This is a genomic window from Janthinobacterium sp. JF4 (assembly GCF_059617925.1).
On sequence record NZ_JCAQAV010000007.1, the window covers coordinates 109378 to 130675 of the forward strand.

Consider the following 21298-nt stretch of genomic DNA (forward strand, 5'->3'; position numbering starts at 1 on the left):
ATTGTTTTTGCTGCGGCCCTGGCTGCTGCGAGTGTAAGAATAAAAGCACATTTTACACAGGGGCGTCTCCACCGGCCTCGCCAAATTGCAAATTCGGTGGAAAAAAATGTATATGCACCATCGCTGCGCGAATCAAGGTTGCACCGTAGTTGTAATCGGATAACGCGTGGAGATGCTGAAGTGAGTGTGGGATTATAAGGATAAGTACCCGTTAGCGCGACTTATCGAGTCGGGCTCGCGGGTTGATGAAGTTGATAACGCTTGCCGTTTTCGCCAAACCCCGTATGTGGCCAAATACTGAGGGTTGTCGATGAATAGGCTGAGGCCAAGCCTCGCCATCGCGATCCCTGTAATGAGCCGGCTAACGATTTTGGCTCTGAATTTGCTGACCACTTGCATTCTCTGCCCCCGATGCAGTTCATTCTCATCCGGGCTGTTTCAGATGAGTTGCAAGTGTCCTGTGCACTCGGCATGACGATCGACCTCACCGCGCCTGTTGCGGCCGTAACGTATACCTCGTACGCGTTGTTGCTCCGCACGCCTGGGCATTTCCCCCGCCAGCACTCCCGTTCTCGCATATATCCCTGTACTTCGCCGCTTCCCCGGAAGCGGCTTTGAGATGGCCTACGGGTCGCGGAGTTATAAAAATGAAACGCATGTTGTTTAATGCCACGCAGCAAGAAGAACTGCGCGTAGCGATTGTCGACGGACAAAAACTGATCGACATCGATATCGAGACAGCCGGGCGCGAACAGCGCAAATCCAACATCTACAAGGGCGTGATCACGCGCATCGAGCCATCGCTCGAAGCGTGCTTCGTCAGCTATGGCGAAGACCGCCACGGCTTCCTGCCTTTCAAGGAAGTTGCCCGCACGTATTTCCGCGAAGGCGTCGACGTGCGTAACGCTTCCGTCAAGGAAGCGCTGCGCGAAGGCCAGGAAATCATGGTGCAAGTGGAAAAGGAAGAGCGCGGCAACAAGGGCGCCGCCCTGACCTCGTTCGTCTCGCTGGCCGGCCGTTACCTGGTCCTGATGCCGAACAACCCGCGTGGCGGTGGCGTATCGCGCCGCGTGGAAGGCGAAGAGCGCCAGGAATTGCGCGAAACCATGGATAAACTGGACTTGCCCGCTGGCATGTCCGTTATTGCCCGCACCGCCGGCATCGGCCGCAACGTCGATGAACTGCAGTGGGACTTGAATTACCTGATGCAACTGTGGCGCGCCATCGAAGGCGCAGGCAAATCGGCCAACGGCGCTTTCCTGATCTACCAGGAATCGTCGCTCGTCATCCGCGCCATCCGCGACTACTTCCAGCCCGACATCGGCGAGATCCTGATCGACACCGACGAGATCTACGACCAGGCGCACCAGTTCATGAGCCACGTGATGCCCGACATGGTGCACCGCGTAAAACGCTACAGCGACGACGTGCCGCTGTTCTCGCGCTTCCAGATCGAACACCAGATCGAGACGGCGTACAGCCGCACCGTGCCGCTGCCATCGGGCGGCGCCATCGTGATCGACCATACGGAAGCGCTGGTGTCCGTCGACGTCAACTCGGCCCGCGCCACGCGCGGCTCGGACATCGAAACGACCGCCTTCAACACCAACTGCGAAGCGGCCGAAGAAGTGGCCCGCCAGCTGCGCCTGCGCGACCTGGGTGGCTTGATCGTCATCGACTTCATCGACATGGAAGTGGCAAAAAATCAGCGCGAAGTGGAACAGCGCCTGAAAGATGCGCTGCACCATGACCGTGCCCGTGTACAAATGGGCAAGATTTCGCGTTTCGGCCTGATGGAACTGTCGCGCCAGCGCCTGCGCCCTTCGCTGTCCGAAGGCTCGCACGTGACGTGCCCGCGCTGCTCCGGCACCGGCCACATCCGCGATACGGAATCGTCCGCCCTGCAGGTGCTGCGCATCATCCAGGAAGAGGCGATGAAGGAAAACTCGGCCACCATCCACGTGCAAGTGCCCGTCGATGTGGGCGCCTTCCTGCTCAACGAAAAGCGCGGCGAAGTGCTGAAGATCGAGAACCGCCACCGCATCGCCGTGATCCTGATTCCGAACAAGCATCTGGAAACGCCGCACTACAAGCTGGAACGCATCAAGCACGACGATCCGCGTCTGGAAGACAGCCAGGCCAGCTACAACCTGGCCGAAAGCGCTGAAACCGACATGGCTTACAGCAAGCGCCAGAAGGAAGAAGCCAAGCCGCGCCAGGAAGCCGTCGTCAAGACGATCACGCCTGACCAGCCGGCACCGCTGGTCGAGCGCAAGCCTGTCGAAGCGAAACCGGCTCCGGTGGCCGCGCCTGCCGCACCTCAGGGCCTGATCGCCAAGATCATCAGCTTCTTCACCGGCGCACCGGCACCGGTGGCACCGGCACCTGCACCTGTTGCTCCAGCCAAACCGGCCGGCGCCGACCGCGGCGACCGCAACAGCCGTGGCCCGCGTGGCCGTGGCCGCAACGGCAAGCCTGGCCGCGAAGAACGCGAACCAGGCCAGGCCCGTCCTGCCCAGGACGATGCTGCCAAGGAAGCCGAAGCACTGGAAAAGGCGGCCCGTCCGCCACGCCCACCGCGTCCGCCACGCGAACCGCGTGAAGCGGGCGAGGCAATGGCAGCACCACGCGAACGCGGCGAGCGTCCTGAACGCGCGGAACGCCCTGAGCGCGCAGAGCGCCCGGAACGCGCCGAACGTCCGCCACGCCAGCCACGCGAAGGCCGCGAACCACGCGCCGACAAGGCTATTGTTGCTGAAGTGAAAGCTGAAGAGCTGGCCCTGGTTGGCGCTACCGCCAGTGCCGTCAACGTCGTCGTGCCGTCAAGCGGTCCGGACGCTGATGCAGCACCAATGAGCTTGCTGAAAGCGCCGGCGAATGCCGGCCCTGAAGGCGAAGAGACGGAAAACGACGTGGAAGGCGAAGAACCGCGCCGCCGCCGTCGTCGTGGTGGCCGCAACCGCAACCGCCGCGACCGCGAAACGGGCGAGCTGATCGAATCGGCAAATGGCGAGAACGAAGGCCAGGAAGCGCCAGTCATCAGCTTTACGGTCGCTCCGGCGCCGGAAGCTGCCGCTGAGGCTACCCCGGTCGCCGTCGTGGCTGCCGCCGCTGTCGTCGCCGTCGCTGCGCCAGTGGAAGCGGCTGTCGAAACCGCTCCTGCCGTCGTGGCAGAAGTGCTCGAAGTAGTGGAAGTGGTCGACGTAGCCAAGGTTGAAGAAGCCCCTCCTGCCGCTGAAGTGATCGTACCGGCAGCCCCGGTGGAGGCCGTCGTTGCTGTAGCGCAAGCTGAACCAGCCGCTGCCGAACCTGCACCAGCTGCCGAGTACAGCTTTGCCGAGAAAGCGGCACCAGCACCCGCTGAAATCATCGTCGAAGCCGTGCCGGTCGTGGAAGCTGCGCCGCTGGTGGAAGCCATCGCCGTGATCGAGGAAGCACCAGCGCCAGTGGCTGAAGCGGCGCCTGCCGTGGTGGAAGCTGCTCCGGAGGTGGTTGCTCCTGTTCCTGCTCCTGCTCCTGTCGTTGCTCCGGCACCGGCTCCTGCCGCGCCGCTGGACTTGAGCGCAGTGCTCGGTTCGGCCGGCCTGACCCTGGCTGCCACCGATCCGGAAAAGCTGCGCCTGGCGCAGGAAGCCGCTGCCAAGGCCGTCGCTCCCGTGCGCAAGCCGCGCGAACGCAAGCCATTGCCGCCGCAATCGGATGAGCCGTTGATCCAGGTCAACACGCAACGTCCATAAGCGCGCCGGGTTCGCCCAGCCGCCAATGATGAAAGGGGGAGCTCAGGCTTCCCCTTTTTTACGTCCACTTCCTTGCCAGCCAGCCGCCATGCACGACAACGCCAACCTTCCCCGTCCCGCCCCCGTCAGCCTGCGCAGCGCCTTCTGGTACTGGCTCAAGCTGGGCTGCGTCAGCTTTGGCGGCCCGGCCGGGCAAATCGCCATGATGCATGCGGAACTGGTGGAAAAGCGGCGCTGGATTTCCGAACAGCGCTTCCTGCACGCCCTCAATTACTGCATGCTGCTGCCGGGACCGGAAGCGACCCAGCTGGCCATCTACATCGGCTGGCTGATGCACCGCACGCGTGGCGCCCTGGTGGCCGGCCTGCTATTCCTGCTGCCCTCGCTGCTGGTGCTGATCGTCCTGTCCTGGCTCTACATGGCGTATGGCCACGTGGGCGCCGTCGCCGGCATTCTGTACGGCATCAAACCGGCCGTCGTCGCCATCGTGCTGGCGGCCGCCTGGCGCCTGGGCCGGCGCACCTTGCGCAGTCCCGGCCTGATCGCCATCGCGGCGGGCGCATTTGTCGCCATCGCCGCGCTACAGCTGCCATTTCCACTGATCGTGCTCGCCGCCGCCCTGCTCGGCATGGCGGGCGGGCGCTGGCTGCCGGCCCACTTTCATGCCAGCAGCACGCAACACGGCGGCGCGGCCCGCTACGGCGCCGCCCTGATCGATGACGACACGCCAACGCCACACCATGCGCGCTTCAGCTGGCCGCGCCTGCTCGGCACGGCCGCCGTGGGCCTGGCGCTGGCCTTCCTCGCCTGGCTGGGTCTGGCGCTGGCGGGTGGCGCGGACCAGCCGCTGGCGCAGATGGGCGTGTTTTTCAGCAAGGCCGCCCTGCTCACGTTTGGCGGCGCGTATGCCGTGCTGCCCTACCTGGTGCAGGGCGCCGTCGACCACTACCACTGGATCAGCAGCGCGCAAATGATGGATGGCCTGGCCCTGGGCGAAACGACGCCCGGCCCCCTGATCATGATCGTCGCCTTCATCGGTTTTGTCGGCGGCTGGAGCCATGCCGCAGGCATCGCTGGTGAACACCTGTGGCTGGCAGGCGTGTGCGGCGCCCTGGTCGCCAGCTGGTTCACCTTCCTGCCCTCGTTCATCTTCATCCTCGCCGGCGCGCCGCTGGTGGAAGCGTCGCGCGGCAATTTGCGCCTGAGCGCGCCGTTGACGGCCATCTCGGCGGCCGTGGTGGGCGTCATCGCCAGCCTGGCCCTGTTCTTTGGCCGCCATGTCTTCTGGCAAGCAAACCCGCTGCCGCACTGGGACTGGCTGGCGATGCTCATCGCGCTGGCGGCCGGCGTGGCGCTGCTCAGGTTTCAAGTGAGCACCATCAAATTGCTGCTCGCCTGTGCCATCTTCGGCCTCGTGCTATCGTATCTGCCTTGACCGATTTAACGTAAGTGGTATCACCTTTCATGGCTGACAAGATTATCTACCTCGCCGAGGCCCGCAACGGGGCCTTGGCGATCCCCGCGCGGCTGGAAAGTCCCAGCGGCAACGTGGCCGACAGCCTGGGCCGGCCCCTGCACGACTTGCGCATCTCGATTACCGACCGCTGCAATTTTCGTTGCGTGTATTGCATGCCGAAGGACGTGTTCGACAAGAACCACGTGTATCTGCCGCACACGGACTTGCTGTCGTTCGAGGAAATCACGCGCGTGGCGCGCCTGTTCGTCGCGCACGGCGTGGAAAAGATCCGCCTGACGGGCGGCGAGCCGCTGCTGCGCAAGAATATCGAAAAGCTCATCGCCATGCTGGCCGAGCTGCGCACGCCCTCGGGCCAGCCGCTGGACCTGACCCTGACGACCAATGGTTCCTTACTGGCCAGAAAGGCGCAAGCCTTGAAGGATGCGGGCCTGAACCGTGTCACCGTGTCGCTCGATTCGCTCGACGACGCCACCTTCAAGCGCATGAACGACGTCGACTTCGCCGTGGCCGACGTGCTGCAGGGCATCGATGCGGCGCACCAGGCAGGACTCGGCCCCATCAAGATCAACATGGTCGTCAAGGCCGGCATGAACGAGCAGGAAATCGTGCCCATGGCGCGCCACTTCAAGGGCACGCCCTACATCTTGCGCTTCATCGAATACATGGACGTGGGCGCGTCGAACGGCTGGAACTTGCAGGAAGTCATCCCGTCCGCGGAAGTGGTGCGCCGCATCGGTGCACACATGCCCTTGCTGCCCATCAACCCCAACTACACGGGCGAGACGGCGGCGCGCTGGCGCTATGCGGATGGCGGCGGCGAGATCGGCCTCATTTCCAGCGTCACGCAAGCGTTCTGCGCCGACTGCAGCCGCGCCCGCCTCTCGACCGAGGGCAAGCTGTACACGTGCCTGTTCGCCAGCAGCGGCCACGACTTGCGCAGCCTGCTGCGCGGCGGCCACAGCGACGCGGAAATTTCATCGGCCGTGGCGCAGCTGTGGCGTGGCCGTGGCGACCGCTATTCGCAATTGCGCACCAGCCAGACGGATTTGACGGGCGGCGCGCTTGAGCACGGTAAAAAGAAAGTGGAAATGTCGTACATCGGCGGCTGAATCAGGCGCGGCGCACGCCCGCCGCTGCTACCATGGCGCATGCACCCACTTCCTACCTGACATGATCAACACACACGACATTACCGGCCTGATCCTGGCCGGCGGCCTCGGCACGCGCATGGGCCAGCGCGACAAGGGCATGCTGCCCCTGCATGGCCAGCCCCTGGCCCGCCACGTGCTGCAGCGCCTGGCGCCGCAAGTGGGCCAACTGGCCATCAGCGTCCACGCGGATGCCGGCGAGTACGCGCGCTTCGGCCTGTCCGTGTGGCCGGACGCACTGCCGGGCCAGCTCGGTCCGCTGGCAGGTTTACACAGCGGCATGCAGCACGCCGGCACGCCCTACCTGCTGACCGTACCGTGCGACTCGCCCCTGCTGCCGCCCGACCTGGCCACGCGCCTGGCGGCCGGTTTGAGCGACAGCGATGCCGACCTGGCCATCGCCGTCACCGAAGAGATCGATGCGGCGACGGGTCAGACGGTGCGCCGCCCACATCCCGTCTTTTGCCTGGTGAAAACATCGGCCCTGCCCCAGCTCGATGCGTATCTGCGCAGCGGAGAGCGCCGCATGCGCACCTGGCACGGCCCCTTGAAACTGGCCGAAGTGCTGTTCGAGAACAATAGCGCGTTCGGCAACATCAATACCCCGGACGAACTGGCCGCCCTGCAGGCGCAGGGCTTGAGCGTGCCGATGGCGCAAGCCATCCTGGCCGACGCCGTCGCCCCCGTCGCCGACATCGACGAGCTGCCGTTGCCGCAAGCGCTCGAGCGCATCCTGGCGGCCGACATCGTCTCGCCCATCAGCGTGCCCGCGCACGACAATTCCGCCATGGATGGTTACGCGCTGCATGGCGCGGACCTCGGTGGCGACGCGCCCGTGACCCTGGCTGTGGTCGACACCATCCTGGCCGGCCGCCCCGGCACGGTCAACGTGGGGCGCGGGCAATGCGCGCGCATCATGACGGGCGCCGTCATGCCGGATGGCTGCGACAGCGTGGTGCCGCAGGAACTGGTGCGGCAAGCCAGCGAGCACAGCATCACCGTGGCGCCGGACTGCATCCGCGCCGGCGACAACCGCCGCTTCAAGGGCGAGGACTTGATGCAAGGCCAACCTGCGCTGCTGCAGGGCAAGATACTCGGCCCGGCCGAACTGGGTCTGCTGGCATCGCTGGGCATCGCCACGGTGCCCTTGCGCCGCCGGCTGCGCGTGGCCTTCTTTTCCACCGGCGACGAATTGCGCTCGATCGGCGAGCCGCTGGACGCGGGCTGCATCTACGACAGCAACCGCTACACCCTGCTGGGCATGCTGACCCGCCTCGGCTGCGAGGTGCTCGACATGGGCATCGTCAAGGACAATCCGCAAGCGCTGGAAGCGGCCCTGCGCGGCGCCTGCGCGCAGGCTGACATCATCATCACCTCGGGCGGCGTGTCCAGCGGCGCGGCCGATTTTACGCGCGACATCCTCGCGCGCCTCGGTGAAGTGGCCTTCTGGCAAATCAACATGCGCCCGGGCCGCCCCATGGCCTTTGGCCGGATTGCCAGCGAGGGCGAGACGGCATTGCTGCTGGGCCTGCCCGGCAACCCGGTGGCCGTGATGGCGGCGTTCTATTTCCTCGCCCGCCCGACCCTGCTGCGCCTGATGGGCGCCGATGCGGACACGTCCCCCCTGCCGCTGCTGCAGGTGGCGGCGCAAGCGCCGATGCGCAAGAAACGGGGCCGCACGGAATACCAGCGCGGCATCGTCGAGCGCGGCGCGGACGGACGCCAGCACGTGCGCGTGACGGGTGCGCAAGGCTCGGGCATCCTGCGCTCGATGACGCAAGCCAATTGCATGATCGTGCTGCACGAGGCGCAAGGCCACGTGGCGGCCGGCGACCTGGTCGACATCGTGCTGTTCCATGGATTGATGTAAGCCCCCCCCCTCCTCCCCCTCAACGGCCCGCCCTGCGCGGGCCGTTTACATTGCCCCTTCGCAATCAAATTCCCTGTACGGCAGCCGCTCCCAGAACCAAGATAAAAATATTAATCTTTTCTCATTAAAATAAATCAATAAACACAACATTAATTGTAATAATTTTATTTATTAGTTGATATTGAAGTTTCTTCGGTGATAACATTCGAACTCGTACAAAAAGTTCAATTTTGATATTGTTTTCATGGGGAAACTAATAATGAGACACCGTTCATGGATCGCGGGCGCCAGCATGCTGGGAGCGGCTTGCCTGCTTGGCATGCTGTCCCTGGCGCCGCTGCCCGCCTATGCCAAAGGGGCACCACGGGCCGACGTGCTGGAACACTGCAGCTGGAACCGGCCCGGCGTCGACCCGTTCATGGGCGACGTGGTGGCGGCCGTGGACCGGTATCCGGACATCGCGCCGCAAGTCCGCGAAGAGTTGAAGGCGCGCATGCGCGCGCGCCAGTATGATGAAATCGTCGTGATCAGCCGCGACGCCATCCGCGGCAAGGGCAATTACAACGCGCGCATCAGCGACATGCATTTCGGCCCGGGCCGCGTCTGCCGCAATGTCACGCGCGCGGGGTGGAGCGAACAGATGCAGGAACGGGGACTCGTGTATTGCGTGCAGGGACAATGCATCCTCGTGCCGACGATCTGCCGCAACGTCAGCCGCATCACGCAGGCACCCGCATCGGCGCCACCGGCGGCAGGCGGTGCCGCTCCCGGCGGCGGCGCGCCCGTTGCCGCCGCGCCCGCCGCCCCGGAAGCGGCAGGCGTGCCCCTGATCGACAATCCCGACGCCTTGCGCGGCGGTTCCTTCACGGGCGGCGCCGTGCCGCCCGAGGTGGCCAGCATTCCTTTCCTGCCCTTCGATTATGTGCGTACCGCTGGCGGCATCGCGCCGCCTGCCGGCATGGGCGGCGGCGGAGGAGGAGGTGGTGGCGGCGGTGGCCTGCCGCCAGACCAGGGCAGCAGCATCATCGTGCCGCCCACCGTGATCCTGCCGACGCTGCCGCCTACCGGCCCGACAGTCCTGCCGGCCGTACCGGAACCGCAAACCTGGGGCATGCTGCTGGCAGGACTGGCGCTGGTCGCCTATGCCGCGCTGCGCCGCAGGCAAGCGCCAGCGGCCTGAACGACAATCCTACTCGCCGTCGCCTGGCAAGCTGGCATCCGTCGCTCCCAGCAGCAAGGCGGCCGCCTCGCCCGGCAAGGCTTCCACGGATTTCAATTTGCGCGCCATCTGCCGGCTGCGCACTTCCGCGCTTTCGATATTCTTCGCCGCCTTTTCCAGGGTCAGCCGGGTTTGCGACAGCACGTCGCCGAACTTGCCGAACTCCGTCTTGACGGCGCCCAGCACCTGCCACACTTCCGACGAGCGCTTTTCCAGCGCCAGGGTGCGGAAACCCATCTGCAGGCTGTTGAGCAAGGCCGTCAAGGTGGAAGGTCCGGCGATGCTGACCCGGTGCACGCGCTGCAATTCGTCGGCCAGTCCCGGACGGCGCAGCACTTCCGCATACAAGCCTTCCGTGGGCAGGAACAGGATGGCAAAGTCGGTGGTCTGCGGCGGCGCCAGGTATTTCTCGGCGATGGTTTTCGCCTCGCCCCGCACGGCCCGTTCCAGTTCGCGGCCGGCCTGGGCCACGCCGTCGGCATCGGCCCGCTCGGCCGCGTCGACCAGGCGCTCGTACTGTTCCTTGGGAAACTTCGCATCGATCGGCATCCACACGGGCGGCCCGCCATCGAGCATGCCCGGCAGCTTCAGCGCGAATTCCACGCGCGCGCCGCTGCCGGGCAGCGTTTCCACGTTCTTCGCGTACTGGTCGACAGTGAGTACCTGCTCCAGCAGCATTTCCAGCTGCACTTCGCCCCAGGTGCCGCGCGTCTTGACGTTGGTGAGCACCCGCTTCAGGTCACCCACGCCCAGCGCCAGCTGCTGCATTTCACCGAGACCCTGGTGAACTTTTTCCAGCCGCTCCGACACTTGCTGGAACGATGCACTGAGGCGCGTTTCCAGGGTGGCGTGCAGTTTCTCGTCGACCGTCTTGCGCATCTCTTCCAGGCGCGCGCCGTTGTCGGCCTGCAAGTCGCGAATCTTGTTTTCCAAGGTGGCGCGCACTTCCAGCATGCGCTGCGCATTCGATTCCGTCAGCTGCGCCAGGGTTTGATTGGTACTCTCGGCAAAGCGCGCCAGGCTTTGCGCCTGTTCTTCGCGTCCGACTTTCCCCTGCGCCTGCATCTGCGTGCGCAGGCCGTCGAGCTGTTGCAGGGTCGCCGCCTGGAATTGCGCCAGGCCGGTGGCCATATCCTGGCGCGCCGCTTGCGCCGACGCCTGCAATTGCAGCCGCACTTCGCGCTCGACCCGGTCGATGCGGTCCAGGCTTTGCTGCTGGTGCTGCTGCACCAGGGCCAGGGTGGTGGCGCCATCGCCGGCCGCGCCACGCGGGCGCAGCAAGATCAATAGCAACAAGACGATGGCGACGATGGCGGCGCCCAGCAGGCTGTAAAACTCGATTGGGCTCATGGGTCTCAGTCAGGTTTGTTGCGCATCCAGTCGGCCGTCTGATAGAACGATTCCATCAGGCGCACGCGCAAGGACTCTTCGATGCCCGTGTCTTCCATGGCCCAGGCCATGGCGCGCAGCCACTGGTCGCGCTCGCTCGTGCCGATGGCGTAGGGCAAGTGACGGGCGCGCAGGCGCGGGTGGCCGAATTTCTCGATATACAAATCCGGTCCGCCCATCCAGCCCGTCAGGAAGAAATACAGCTTGTCGCGCGAACCGTCCGTCGAGGGCGGATGCATGACGCGGATGCCGGCGAACTCGGGCTCGAGTTCCATCAAGTCATAAAAACGGTCGACCATTTCGCGCAGCACGGGGGCGCCGCCGATGGTCTCGTACAGGGTGGGGGCAGTGGTATCAGTCATGGCCGCCATGATAGCGCAAGCGCCAGCGGCCCATGCGGCGCCCGCTGCTACTGCCGGAATAAAGAGCAATATACTTGACTGATCAAGCTTATATCAACTACTATTCAACTTTTACACACAAACGGCTAAACCATGTCGACCACCGCAGAATCCCACTTGATGCGCAATAGCAACTTCCGCTGGCTGCTGGGCGGCGGCCTGGTGTCCATGCTGGGCGACCAGTTCAGCATGCTGGCCCTGCCGTGGCTGGTGCTGAGCCTGACGGGCGATAGCCTCAGCCTGGGCATCGCCGTGGCCCTGATGGGCGCGCCGCGCGCCGTGCTCATCTTGCTGGGCGGCACGGTCGCCGACCGCTACTCTCCCCGGCGCGTGCTGCTGCTGAGCAAATTGGCCAATGCCGCCATCCTGCTGGCGCTGGCCGGGCTGCTGATGCTGGACCAGGCCAGCCTGGCGCTGGCGTATGCGGCCGCGCTGGCGCTCGGCATCGCTTCCGCCTTCGGCATTCCCGCAGGCACGGCCATCCTGCCGCAAGCCGTGCCGCCGCAGTCGCTGCAAACGGCCAACAGCCTGCAGATGGGTGCGCGCCAGTTGTCCTTGCTGGCCGGCCCCCTGCTGGCGGCGCTCGTGCTCGGCGCCCACGATGGTGCCCGTCACACCAGCATGGCGGCGCTGGCCGCCGCCTTTGCCATCGATGCGCTGACGTTTCTGTTCTCCGCCTGGACCTTGCGGCAAATCACCTTGCGGCAACTGGCCGTGGCGGCGGCACAGGGCATGTGGCGCGACATGGCGGCAGGCCTGGCCATGGTGTGGCGCGACATGCCCTTGCGCAGTTGCTATGTGTACTGGGCGGTGGTGGCGTTCTTCGTCATGGGGCCGCTGCAGGTGGCCTTGCCCGTACTGGCCAGCGAACGCCTGCACGGCGCCGCGGCGCTGGGTTTGCTGATGGGCGCGCACGGCGCGGGCACCCTGGCCGGCATGCTGGCGTCCAGCCTGGGCGGCGCCTGGCTGCGCCGCCATTTCGGCGCCACCTTGCTGGCCGCCGACGCCATCGTCGCCATCCTGCTGATGGCGCTGGGCCAGGTCAGCACGGCCTGGCAAGGCGCGGCCCTGCTGGCCGTCACGGGCATGCTGGGCGGCTATGTGCAGGTGGCCATCTTTACGTGGATACAGCGGCGCGTGGCGCCCGCCATGCTGGGCCGGGCGATGGCCCTGTTCATGGGCATCTTCCTGGGATTGGCGCCCCTGTCGGCGGCGGCCACGGGCGCACTGCTGCGCCACCTGAGCGTGAGCGAGCTGTTCTGCGGCGGCGGCGCCCTGCTGCTGGCCGCCGCCTTGGCCGCCGTCCTGTGGACGGACATTCCCCGCATCGGAACGAGCGATTACGTCATTTAACCTTAAGGCAGTCACAGCATGGATAAAACACGACAAGCGGCCCTGAAAGCGGCCTACCGGCAACAGCCGCCGCCGCTGGGCATCATCGCCCTGCGGCACCTGCCCAGCGGACGGACCTTGCTCGAATGCAGCCGTAACGCCCCAGGCATGCTGAACCGGCACCGCTTCGAACTGAACCTGGGCAAGCACCGCAATGCCCTGCTGCAGGCGGACTGGCGGCGCGATGGCGCGGCGGCCTTTTCCTGCGAGATCATCGACAGCGTCAAGCTGCTAGATGACCCCGCCTTCGATGCGGACGCCGAACTGGGCGCCCTGCTGGCCCTGCACCGCGCGCACTGGCTGGAACAGGGTCAGCCACTGTATTGAGCGGCAGTGCATTACACTTGCGTACTCAAGCACTTCGCAGTCAATACAAAGGATGGCATGAACGATCACACTCCCCTCTCGCAGGACAGCGATGGCGCGCTGAATTTTTGCCTGCGCCTGGCGCGCGCCCAGGCGCTCATCGTGCGCCGCTTCGACAGCATCCTCGGCAATCTGCATGGTTTGAGCTTTGGCGACTATCAATTGCTGTACCACTTGCAGCGCGCGCCCGGTGGCCGCCTGCGCCGCATCGACCTGGCCGAGCGCCTGGCGCTGACGGCCTCGGGCATCACGCGCTCGCTGATGCCGCTGGAAAAGATTGGCCTGGTGGCGCGCCAGGCCGATGCCCGCGATGCGCGCGTCGGCTATGCCGTCATCACGGAGGCGGGACAAGCCCTGCTGGTCCACGCCGATGCGACGGCGCAGGCGCTGGGCCAGGAATTGCTGGGCAGCGCCAGCGCGGAACAGCTGGCACCGCTGTCCAGGCTGCTGGCTGGCATCGCCGGCAGCTAGCCCGCAAACGGCTGACGCATCATCCTTACACCAGCGCCAGCTTGCGCAAACGCCGCGTCGATGGCCAGCGCGCCATGCCCGTTTCATCGCGGATGGCGGCGCAGGCGGCCAGCACGCTTGCGCACTCATCCTCGCGCAAGCCCGCGTTCAGGGTCAGGCGCACCAGCGAACGGTTTTTCGGTGTGGCCGGCGCGCAGAAGACGGCGCCGTAGATGCCATGCCGTTGCAGCGCCTTGCGCAATATCAAGGTATCAGGTTCGCTGCCCGCTTCCAGCGCGATGATCTGTTCGCTGCCGTCGCTGACGTTGTAGCCAAGCTCAGCCAGCCCCTGGCGCAGCTGCACGCTGTGGTGGCGCAGGGCGGCGCGGCGGGCATCGGCGGCGCGGATGAAATCGAGCGCCGCATCGAACCACGCCAGCTCGTGTTCCAGCAGGCAGGAGCTGAAGATGGCAGGCCGCGAGGCAGACAAAAAATAGCCCTTGAAGCGGGCCGAACAGGTAATCAGCCCGGCCCGGCCCGCAAATGCCTTGGCCAGTGACGCCGTGCGGAAATGCACGCGCCCGGCCAGGCCCAGCTCCGCCACCAGGCCGGCGCCGTGCGGGCCGTGCGTGCCCAGCGAATGCGACTCGTCGACGATCAGCATGCTGCCGCTGCGCTCGGCAATTTCCACCATTTCCAGCAGTGGCGCCACGCTGCCGTTGGTACTGTACAGCGCATCGACGACGATGATGCCGGGGCCATGCTTGTCGAGCTGGCGCTGCAGGTGCGCGCCATCATTGTGCAGGAAAGCGACGGGCACGGCTTGGGCCGATTGCACGCCCTCCCACAGCGAGGCGTGCGCCTGCATGTCGAGGTACACAGAAACGCCGGGCCCGGCCAGGCTTTGCAGCAAGCCCACGTTGGCGGCCCAGCCCGACTGCGCCAGCACGCAGGCTTCGCTGCCGAGATAGTCCGCGAATTCTTGTTCGAGCCGGTGCTGGCGGCTGCCTTCCTGCAGGAACACGGACGACATCAGCACGGCGCCGCCGCCCTGCAAGACGCGCGCCTGGGCTGCCAGCAGCGCCGCCTCGCCGGCGATGTTCAGGTAATCATTACCTGCCAGCATGACGGCACTGACCGGCATGGCTTGCCATTCATGCAAGTGCTCGCCGCCGAGCAATTTCTCGATACGCTCGACGTAATGCTCATCCATGCGCGCGCGCACGAAGGCAGGCATGTGTTGCTCGGCGTGAACAGCGCGGGATGACAGGGGAAAAAGGGCGTGTGACATAGGAACTCCTGATTGGTTGCGGGGGGAACTACCGCGTCCAACATGCGCGAGCCATCCGGCAAGCGTTTGATACAGCTCAACAGTTATGCTGATATCGTGCTGATAGAGAGGGAACCCGCCGATCATATTGTATTGACACGCCTCAACGAACACCTCCCCTGACCATGATGCCTGCGCAGTTCCCTTCCGGAAAACAGTGGCAAGGCAAGCTGCTCCAGCCTTTCCTGCATTTCCACGACGCCATCGAACACACGCCCGTACGGCGCGCCCAAGTGCGCACCCTGGCGCTCATCGGTGCGCTGGGCATGCCCCTGTACTACGCGCTGTGGCATTATTTTTTTCCGCAAGAATATGAATCACCGCTGCTGCGCGCCGTGGCGGCACTGCTGTTCCTGCCCGCGCTATGGCCAGACCGATTCAGCAATACCTGGTTCAGCGTGTACCTGTTCCTGGGACTGACCTTCGAGCTGCCGTTTTTCTTCACGTACATGTTCCTGATGAACCACGCCTCGCCGCTGTGGATGCATTCACTGCTCGTGGCGCTGGTCGTGCTGTTCCACTTCGACACGCGCATCGCCATGCTGGCCTACCTGAGCGGCACCCTGCTGGCCTGCCTGGCGTTTGCCGTGTTTGGTGATCCCGCATTTTTCCTCAGCCGCGACGTCTTGCAGCAATTGCCCGTGCACTGGTTCACGATTGCCGTGCTGTCGGTGGTCAAGGTGGGGCGCCACGTGGGCGCGCAAGAGAAACTGGCCGGGCTGGCGGCCGGGCTGGGCAGCGTGGCGCACGAATTGCGCACGCCCTTGGTCAGCGTCGAGGCGAATGTGCGCGGGCTGCAGCGCGGGCTGCAACACAATGCGCAAGGCGATCCGCCGGACGCGGCCAGCCGGGAAGCGCTGGCGCGCATCCAGTTCGAGGTGCGCCACATGCACCACATGATCGATTTGTTCCTGCTCAGCGCCAGCGCCGTCAACCGCAAGCTCGAAGCCAACGAAGCGGTGGCCATGCACGACAGCGTGATGGCCGTGCTGCGCCGCTATCCATTTACCAGCACGGCGCAGCGCGACATCGTCAAGGTGGACGTGCGCGCCGATTTCACATTTCCCGGCCAGTCGGAGCTGTGCGTGGTGATCCTGCTGAACCTGCTGCGCAATGCCTTGAAAAGCATCCACCGCGCCGGCAAGGGCCGCGTGCGCATCATCGTCGATGGCGCCCATCCCGTGCCGCGCCTGCTGTTCATCGACACGGGCTGCGGCATCGCCACCAGCCGATTGCCGCTGATCTTCGACCGATTCTATTCCTATCCCGCGCACAACGGCAGCGGCATCGGCCTGGCCCTGTGCCGGCAGATCATCAATGCCTGGCAGGCGCGCATCCGCTGCGTGTCGCGCGAGCATGCGTATGCGATTTTCATCCTGGAATTTCCACACCCCCTGCCTGCCCGCTTCCAACCCTCTCCCCCCCAAGGTGACGCATGCAACTGCCCGTCTACACCCATCCGACCCTGACCGTACTGATCGACGACAGCGATTCCTTCCTGAAAAGCCTGGCGTTCCAGCTCGATCCCGGCCTGGCGCGCAAGACTTTCCACGACACCAGCAGCGCCCTGCACTGGCTGCGTCACAGCGCGCAACCAGGCGAAACGCCGCTGCACGTCAATTTCGACACGCAAAACCTGCCGTCCGACCAGTGCAACGTGGCGCTCGACCTCGAACGCATCTGGCGCATCAGCGGCCAGCCGCAGCGCTTTGCCGTGCCCTCCGTGCTGGTGGTCGATTATTCGATGCCGCAGATGAATGGCCTGGAATTTTGCCAAGCCGTGCGCGACTTGCCGTGCAAGAAGATTCTATTTACGGGCGCGGCCGATGAAAAAGTGGCCGTGACGGCCTTCAACCGGGGCTTGATCGACCGCTACATCAAAAAGAGCGACGACGACGCGCTCGACATCCTGGAACAGGAAATCCATGCCCTGCAGCGCGAGTTCTTCCTGCAGCAATCGGACACCGTGCGCGACTTGCTATTGCTGCACGACTACAGTTTCCTGCAAGACGAAGCGCTGGCCGCCGTCGTGCACGAGCTGTGCCAGCGCCATGGTTTTGTCGAATACTATATTTTCCCCAATCCCAGCGGCATCCTGTTCTTCACGCGCGACGGCCACGCCAAGCTGATGATCATCGAGACGGAACGCGGCCTGCACACGCAATACGAAATGGCGCGCGACAGCGATGCGCCCGAGTCATTGCTGCAGGCCCTGCTGGAAATGCGCGTGATTCCCTACTTTTCCGATGCCGACAGCGACGGCATGTACGCGGCGCACATCGGCGAAAACTGGTTCCGCTACTGCGCCGCGCCCACCATCTGCCTGGGCCGCGTGACGTATCTCTGGGCCCTGTTCGACGTGCCGGTGCACCAACTGGGGCAGCCGGTCATGTCGTATGCGCAATTTTTACGCGCGGGCGCGGGCGACAGCGTCAGCGCTTAGGACTAGCCTTCGCGCAAGGTTTGCAGCGGCGGATGCTTGAGTACGTTGCGCAGCCCCAGCCAGCCGCCGGCAATCGCGCACAGGGCGCCGGCCAGTAAACCAAAGGCCCACACGCCGGGCGCGAAGCTCCAGGCGAACTTGAACTGGTAGGTGGCCAATGCCCAGCCCATGGCGGCCGCGCCCGATGCCGCCAGCAAGCCGGCCAGGGCGCCGACGAGCGAAAACTCGATCAGCTGCGCCTGCGCCAGCTGGCGCCGCGTGGCGCCCAGCGCGCGCAGCAGGCCCGCTTCGCGCGTGCGCTCGTCCTGCGAGCCCATCAGCGCCGCATACAGCACCAGCAAGCCCGACGCCAGGGTGAAGGCGAAGAGGAATTCGACGGCCGTGACCACCTGGTCCAGCACGCCCTGGATTTGCTTGAGCACGCCGCCCACGTCGACCACCGTCAGGTTCGGATAGTCGCGCAGCAAGGCATTGCCCAGGTCCGCCTGCGCCGGCGGCAAGTGAAACGCCGTGATCCACGTCTGCGGCGTGTCCGCCATGGCGGCCGGATTGATGATGACAAAGAAATTGACGCGCATCGAACCCCATTCCAGCTTGCGCAAACTCGTGATGGCCGCCTCCACGGGCTGGCCGGCGATGTCGAAACGCAGCTTGTCGCCCAGTTTCAGTTTCAATGTCTTGGCGATGCCTTCCTCCACCGACGCCTCAGCCGGCGCACCGGGCGCATTGCCGAACCATTTGCCGGCGACCAGCTTGTTTTCTTGCTGCATGGTGGCCATCGTCGACAGGTTGAATTCGCGGTCGGCCAGGCCCTTGGCGCGGTCGTCCTCGTAGGTGGTTTCCGTGATGGCGTTGCCATTCACGGCCACCAGACGCCCGCGTATCATCGGATACAAAGGCGCGTTGGCCACGCCGGCCTGCGCCAGGCGCGCGGCAATCGGCTCTTTTTGTTCCGGCAGGATATTGATCATGAAACGGTTCGGCGCGTCCGGCGGCGTGGCATTGCGCCAGGCCACCATCAAGTCGCCGCGCACCACCGTCAGCAGCAGCAAGGCCATCAGCCCCAGCGCCAGCGACACCACCTGGATGACGGTGGCGCCCGGGCGGCGCTGCAATGACGTGACGGCGAAGCGCCAGCCCTGGTGATTGAAGGCGCCGCGCAGGGTTTTCAGCGAGCGGATGCCCAGCCAGCCGGCCAGGCCGAACAGGGCGAAGCCGCCGAGGAAGCCGGCCGCCGTCAGCAGCGCCAGTTTCACGTCGCCCGCCTGCCACAAGAGCAGCACGACAAAGGCGGCGATGCCCAGGCCGTACGTGGCCACGGCCAGCGCCTGCGGCGGCTCCTGCTCGCGGCGGATCACGCGGTTATGGGGAACATTGCGCAACTGCAAAATCGGCGGCAGGGCAAAGCCCAGCAAGAGCAGCATACCGGTGGCCACGCCCTGCAGGGCGGGCAGCATGGAGACGGGCGGCAAATCGCTCTGCACCAGCTTGCCCAACAGCTCCAGCAGCACCAAATGGCCGCCGAAGCCGACGGCTACGCCAACGACGCTGCCGGCCAGGCCGACCAGGAGAAATTCGATCACGTACATGGCCGTGACCTGGTTTTGCGTCAAGCCCAGGCAGCGCAACATGGCGCAGGCATCGAGGTGCCGGAGCATGAAGCGGCGCGCCGCCATGGCCACGGCGACGGCCGCCAGCATGGCCGACAGCAAGCCGACGAGGGACAGAAAACGGTCGGCGCGGTCCAGGGTCGATTGCATCTGCGGGCTGCCCGATTCCAGCGACTCGATGTGCACGCCTTTGATTGCCTGCGTCTTGATCTGGCTTTCCAGCCAGGCTTGATACTGCGCAAGCTCGGCCGCCTTGGCGGGCGGCGCCGACAGCAGCAGCCGGTACGACACGCGCGAACCGTTCTGCACCAGCGCCGTGGCGGCCAGGTCGCTCAAGGGCAGCATCACGCGCGGCGCGAAGTTGAGGAAGGAGGCGCCGCGGTCCGGCTCGCTGGCGATCAGTTGCGTGACGGTAAATGCCTTGTCACCGAGGGTCAAGGTGTCGCCCAGCTTCGCGTTCAGGCTGGCCAGGATGGCCGCATCGACCCACACGGTGCCGGGCGCCGGCACCTGGCTGGTCGGCTGGCCGACGGCATCCTGCGCTTCGTTCAGTTGGGTGGTGATCTTCAGCTTGCCGCGCTGCGGGTAGCCGGGCGAGACGGCCTTGATGGACGCCAGCTGCGAGCTCGACTGCTCGCCCTCGCCCGCCTGCGCCATGCTGGGGAACGTCACCGTGTCGGCCAGGATAAAACCGCGCTGCTGCGCTTCGGCGCGCCAGGCCGCATTGACGGGCTGGTCGGCGCTGATGACCAGGTCGGCCCCCAGCAGCTGGTGCGCGTCGCGGTTCAGGCCCGCGCGCAGGCGGTCGACAAAGAAACCGACGGCCGACAGGGCCGCCACGGCGACGATCAGGGCGACGAGCAGGAAACGCAGTTGCCCGGCGCGCCAGTCGCGGCCGGTCATTTTCAGGGAGAGGCGGAACATGGGCGGCGGGTCTTTATGAAGATTTATTGAGCTATGCCGTGGGCGGCCGCGTGCTGTGCAAAATACGCATCGACGGTAGCGAGGAAGGCGTCTTTTTGCGCCTGCGGCAGGAAGGCGGCAATGAAACCGTTGCGCGCCAGGCGTTGCGCATGGGACAGGCCCAGCGGCAAGGCGTCGAAGATGGCGTCGAAATTGTCGTTCATGTAGCCGCCGAAATACGCAGGGTCGTCCGAGTTCACCGTTACCAGCAGGCCCGCGTCGAGCAATTGCACCAGATTATGGTCATGCATCTGGTCAAACACGCGCAGCTTGGTGTTCGACAGCGGGCAGACCGTCAGGGCGATTTGCTCACGCGCCAGGCGGGCCGTCAGGTCCGCGTCTTCCAGGCAGCGCACGCCATGGTCGATGCGTTCGACCTGCAAGTCGTCGAGCGCCGTGCGGATGTAGGCGGGCGGACCTTCCTCGCCCGCGTGGGCCACCAGGTGCAGGCCCAGCTCGCGGCAACGGGCAAACACGCGCGAGAATTTCTCGGGCGGGTTGCCCACTTCCGAGGAGTCGAGGCCGATGCCGATGAATTTGTCGCGGTGCGGCAAGGCGTCTTCCAGGGTCTCGAACGCCTCTTTCTCGCTCAGGTGGCGCAGGAAGCACAGGATCAGGGCCGCGCTGACGGGGCTGTCCTGGCAGGCGCGGTAGATGCCATTGATCACGTCGGCAATGGGCACGCCGCGCGCCGTGTGGGTTTGCGGGTCGAAGAAGATTTCCGTGTGCAAGACGTTATCGGCTTCGGCGCGGCGCAGGTAGGCTTGCGTCATGTCATAGAAATCCTGCTCTTTCAAGAGCACGCTTGCGCCAGCGTAATAAATGTCGAGAAAAGACTGTAAATCCGTAAAAGCATAGGCGCTGCGCAAGTGTTCTACCGATTCATAGCCCAACGGCACGCCATTGCGCTCTGCCAGTGCGAAAATCAGTTCTGGCTCCAGCGAACCTTCTATATGGATATGCAGTTCGGCCTTCGGCATGCCGCGGACGATCGCGCGCAATTGTGGGTTCATCATGGGTGTTCCTTATAGGGTGACGATAAAAATGCTGGCACGCGCACGCGTGGCGCGCAGGGCCATCAGACATGCAGGCATCTTAGCGCAAGATGGCCTGCCTCACCGGCGGACGGCCGCCATGGCGGTGGCGACAGCAGCGGCATGGCCGGCACCGGCACGCGCTGGCGAATTGTCGTATGATGATTTAAAAGGTACAAAAAGGTTCATTGAAATCGATGAAAAATCTGATGATTTATCCAATTAAATCAACAATTTACAAACAAGTATTAAGGATATGCCGACATATCTTTTGACTTCCTGATCCTTTAGAGCAATAATAAATTTCATGGGGTAAAGGTAGGTGCAACAAGCGCTATCAACAGTGAAAAAAAAGCCGGCTGGCCACGTCAGCGCACGGCATCAAGCGCCAGTTTTTTGGTCCGGGCAATCCGGACTCGCAAAGACAGCCGGGCTTGAAACAACAATAAAAATCGATACGGGGTACAGG

General features: G+C 64.7%; 16 protein-coding genes. 11 read left to right on the forward strand and 5 right to left on the reverse strand.

Features of this window, described 5'->3' with window-relative positions:
• The first annotated feature begins 647 nt into the window (after positions 1 to 647).
• The 5 genes from AC54AF_RS09430 to AC54AF_RS09450 all read left to right on the forward strand — a co-directional run bounded on the left by AC54AF_RS09430 (position 648) and on the right by AC54AF_RS09450 (position 9412).
• The gene (locus AC54AF_RS09430; protein ID WP_496636330.1) at positions 648 to 3737 is read left to right on the forward strand and encodes an Rne/Rng family ribonuclease; all 3090 of its coding nucleotides are present in this window, start codon (positions 648 to 650) and stop codon (positions 3735 to 3737) included.
• Between the two features lie 88 nt (positions 3738 to 3825).
• On the forward strand, positions 3826 to 5172 hold the full coding sequence (gene chrA / locus AC54AF_RS09435; RefSeq protein WP_496636331.1) for a chromate efflux transporter: 1347 nt from the start codon (positions 3826 to 3828) through the stop codon (positions 5170 to 5172).
• Between the two features lie 29 nt (positions 5173 to 5201).
• Complete coding sequence (gene moaA, locus AC54AF_RS09440; protein WP_496636332.1) at positions 5202 to 6323, forward strand: GTP 3',8-cyclase MoaA; 1122 nt, start codon at positions 5202 to 5204, stop codon at positions 6321 to 6323.
• 61 nt (positions 6324 to 6384) lie between these two features.
• Positions 6385 to 8232, forward strand: a complete 1848-nt coding sequence (gene moeA / locus AC54AF_RS09445) for a molybdopterin molybdotransferase MoeA (RefSeq protein ID WP_496636333.1) — start codon at positions 6385 to 6387, stop codon at positions 8230 to 8232.
• A 259-nt stretch (positions 8233 to 8491) separates the two neighbouring features.
• Positions 8492 to 9412: an MHFG family PEP-CTERM protein gene (locus AC54AF_RS09450; protein WP_496636334.1), complete on the forward strand. Its 921-nt coding sequence runs from the start codon at positions 8492 to 8494 to the stop codon at positions 9410 to 9412.
• Positions 9413 to 9421: 9 nt separating this feature from the next.
• Here AC54AF_RS09450 and AC54AF_RS09455 read toward each other — a convergent pair whose 3' ends face one another.
• Complete coding sequence (locus AC54AF_RS09455) at positions 9422 to 10801, reverse strand: DNA recombination protein RmuC (protein WP_496636335.1); 1380 nt, start codon at positions 10799 to 10801, stop codon at positions 9422 to 9424.
• A 5-nt stretch (positions 10802 to 10806) separates the two neighbouring features.
• Complete coding sequence (locus AC54AF_RS09460; protein ID WP_034754244.1) at positions 10807 to 11202, reverse strand: group II truncated hemoglobin; 396 nt, start codon at positions 11200 to 11202, stop codon at positions 10807 to 10809.
• A gap of 132 nt (positions 11203 to 11334) precedes the next feature.
• Between AC54AF_RS09460 and AC54AF_RS09465 the strand changes: the two genes are divergently transcribed.
• The 3 genes from AC54AF_RS09465 to AC54AF_RS09475 are packed head-to-tail and all read left to right on the forward strand — an operon-like array spanning position 11335 to position 13470.
• Positions 11335 to 12594: an MFS transporter gene (locus tag AC54AF_RS09465; RefSeq protein WP_496636336.1), complete on the forward strand. Its 1260-nt coding sequence runs from the start codon at positions 11335 to 11337 to the stop codon at positions 12592 to 12594.
• Positions 12595 to 12612: 18 nt separating this feature from the next.
• Positions 12613 to 12960, forward strand: a complete 348-nt coding sequence (locus AC54AF_RS09470; RefSeq protein WP_131687719.1) for a GIY-YIG nuclease family protein — start codon at positions 12613 to 12615, stop codon at positions 12958 to 12960.
• Positions 12961 to 13017: 57 nt separating this feature from the next.
• Positions 13018 to 13470 (forward strand): MarR family transcriptional regulator, encoded by a 453-nt coding sequence (locus AC54AF_RS09475; RefSeq protein ID WP_131687718.1) that lies wholly within the window; start codon positions 13018 to 13020, stop codon positions 13468 to 13470.
• A 25-nt stretch (positions 13471 to 13495) separates the two neighbouring features.
• Here AC54AF_RS09475 and cqsA read toward each other — a convergent pair whose 3' ends face one another.
• Positions 13496 to 14740 carry an alpha-hydroxyketone-type quorum-sensing autoinducer synthase gene (gene cqsA, locus AC54AF_RS09480; protein WP_496636337.1) on the reverse strand — a complete coding sequence of 415 codons (1245 nt, stop codon included), beginning with the start codon at positions 14738 to 14740 and terminating at the stop codon, positions 13496 to 13498.
• A gap of 164 nt (positions 14741 to 14904) precedes the next feature.
• Here cqsA and AC54AF_RS09485 point away from each other — a divergent pair, with 164 nt between their 5' ends.
• Together AC54AF_RS09485 and AC54AF_RS09490 are read left to right on the forward strand one after the other, a co-directional pair.
• Positions 14905 to 16248 (forward strand): sensor histidine kinase, encoded by a 1344-nt coding sequence (locus tag AC54AF_RS09485; protein WP_496636338.1) that lies wholly within the window; start codon positions 14905 to 14907, stop codon positions 16246 to 16248.
• The gene (locus AC54AF_RS09490) at positions 16215 to 17222 is read left to right on the forward strand and encodes a response regulator (RefSeq protein ID WP_496636339.1); all 1008 of its coding nucleotides are present in this window, start codon (positions 16215 to 16217) and stop codon (positions 17220 to 17222) included. Before AC54AF_RS09485 ends, AC54AF_RS09490 begins: the two co-directional genes overlap by 34 nt.
• 2 nt (positions 17223 to 17224) lie before the next feature.
• Here the strand turns inward: AC54AF_RS09490 and AC54AF_RS09495 are convergent, their stop codons facing one another.
• Complete coding sequence (locus AC54AF_RS09495; protein ID WP_496636340.1) at positions 17225 to 19756, reverse strand: ABC transporter permease; 2532 nt, start codon at positions 19754 to 19756, stop codon at positions 17225 to 17227.
• A 23-nt stretch (positions 19757 to 19779) separates the two neighbouring features.
• The gene (locus AC54AF_RS09500; RefSeq protein WP_131687714.1) at positions 19780 to 20811 is read right to left on the reverse strand and encodes an adenosine deaminase; all 1032 of its coding nucleotides are present in this window, start codon (positions 20809 to 20811) and stop codon (positions 19780 to 19782) included.
• Here AC54AF_RS09500 and AC54AF_RS09505 point away from each other — a divergent pair.
• Positions 20810 to 21055, forward strand: coding sequence for a hypothetical protein (locus AC54AF_RS09505; protein ID WP_496636341.1), 246 nt, complete (start codon positions 20810 to 20812; stop codon positions 21053 to 21055). The two genes, AC54AF_RS09500 and AC54AF_RS09505, sit on opposite strands and share 2 nt — an antisense overlap.
• Positions 21056 to 21298: the final 243 nt, after the last annotated feature.

Coding starts and splice junctions, on each gene's coding strand:
- AC54AF_RS09460 (WP_034754244.1), bottom strand. CDS start 11,202: ATGACTGATACCACTGCCCCCACCCTGTACGAGACCATCGGCGGCGCC.
- moaA (WP_496636332.1), top strand. CDS start 5,202: ATGGCTGACAAGATTATCTACCTCGCCGAGGCCCGCAACGGGGCCTTG.
- AC54AF_RS09465 (WP_496636336.1), top strand. CDS start 11,335: ATGTCGACCACCGCAGAATCCCACTTGATGCGCAATAGCAACTTCCGC.
- AC54AF_RS09490 (WP_496636339.1), top strand. CDS start 16,215: ATGCAACTGCCCGTCTACACCCATCCGACCCTGACCGTACTGATCGAC.
- AC54AF_RS09475 (WP_131687718.1), top strand. CDS start 13,018: ATGAACGATCACACTCCCCTCTCGCAGGACAGCGATGGCGCGCTGAAT.
- moeA (WP_496636333.1), top strand. CDS start 6,385: ATGATCAACACACACGACATTACCGGCCTGATCCTGGCCGGCGGCCTC.
- AC54AF_RS09455 (WP_496636335.1), bottom strand. CDS start 10,801: ATGAGCCCAATCGAGTTTTACAGCCTGCTGGGCGCCGCCATCGTCGCC.
- AC54AF_RS09485 (WP_496636338.1), top strand. CDS start 14,905: ATGATGCCTGCGCAGTTCCCTTCCGGAAAACAGTGGCAAGGCAAGCTG.
- AC54AF_RS09495 (WP_496636340.1), bottom strand. CDS start 19,756: ATGTTCCGCCTCTCCCTGAAAATGACCGGCCGCGACTGGCGCGCCGGG.
- cqsA (WP_496636337.1), bottom strand. CDS start 14,740: ATGTCACACGCCCTTTTTCCCCTGTCATCCCGCGCTGTTCACGCCGAG.
- AC54AF_RS09430 (WP_496636330.1), top strand. CDS start 648: ATGAAACGCATGTTGTTTAATGCCACGCAGCAAGAAGAACTGCGCGTA.
- AC54AF_RS09470 (WP_131687719.1), top strand. CDS start 12,613: ATGGATAAAACACGACAAGCGGCCCTGAAAGCGGCCTACCGGCAACAG.
- AC54AF_RS09450 (WP_496636334.1), top strand. CDS start 8,492: ATGAGACACCGTTCATGGATCGCGGGCGCCAGCATGCTGGGAGCGGCT.
- AC54AF_RS09500 (WP_131687714.1), bottom strand. CDS start 20,811: ATGATGAACCCACAATTGCGCGCGATCGTCCGCGGCATGCCGAAGGCC.
- chrA (WP_496636331.1), top strand. CDS start 3,826: ATGCACGACAACGCCAACCTTCCCCGTCCCGCCCCCGTCAGCCTGCGC.
- AC54AF_RS09505 (WP_496636341.1), top strand. CDS start 20,810: ATGGGTGTTCCTTATAGGGTGACGATAAAAATGCTGGCACGCGCACGC.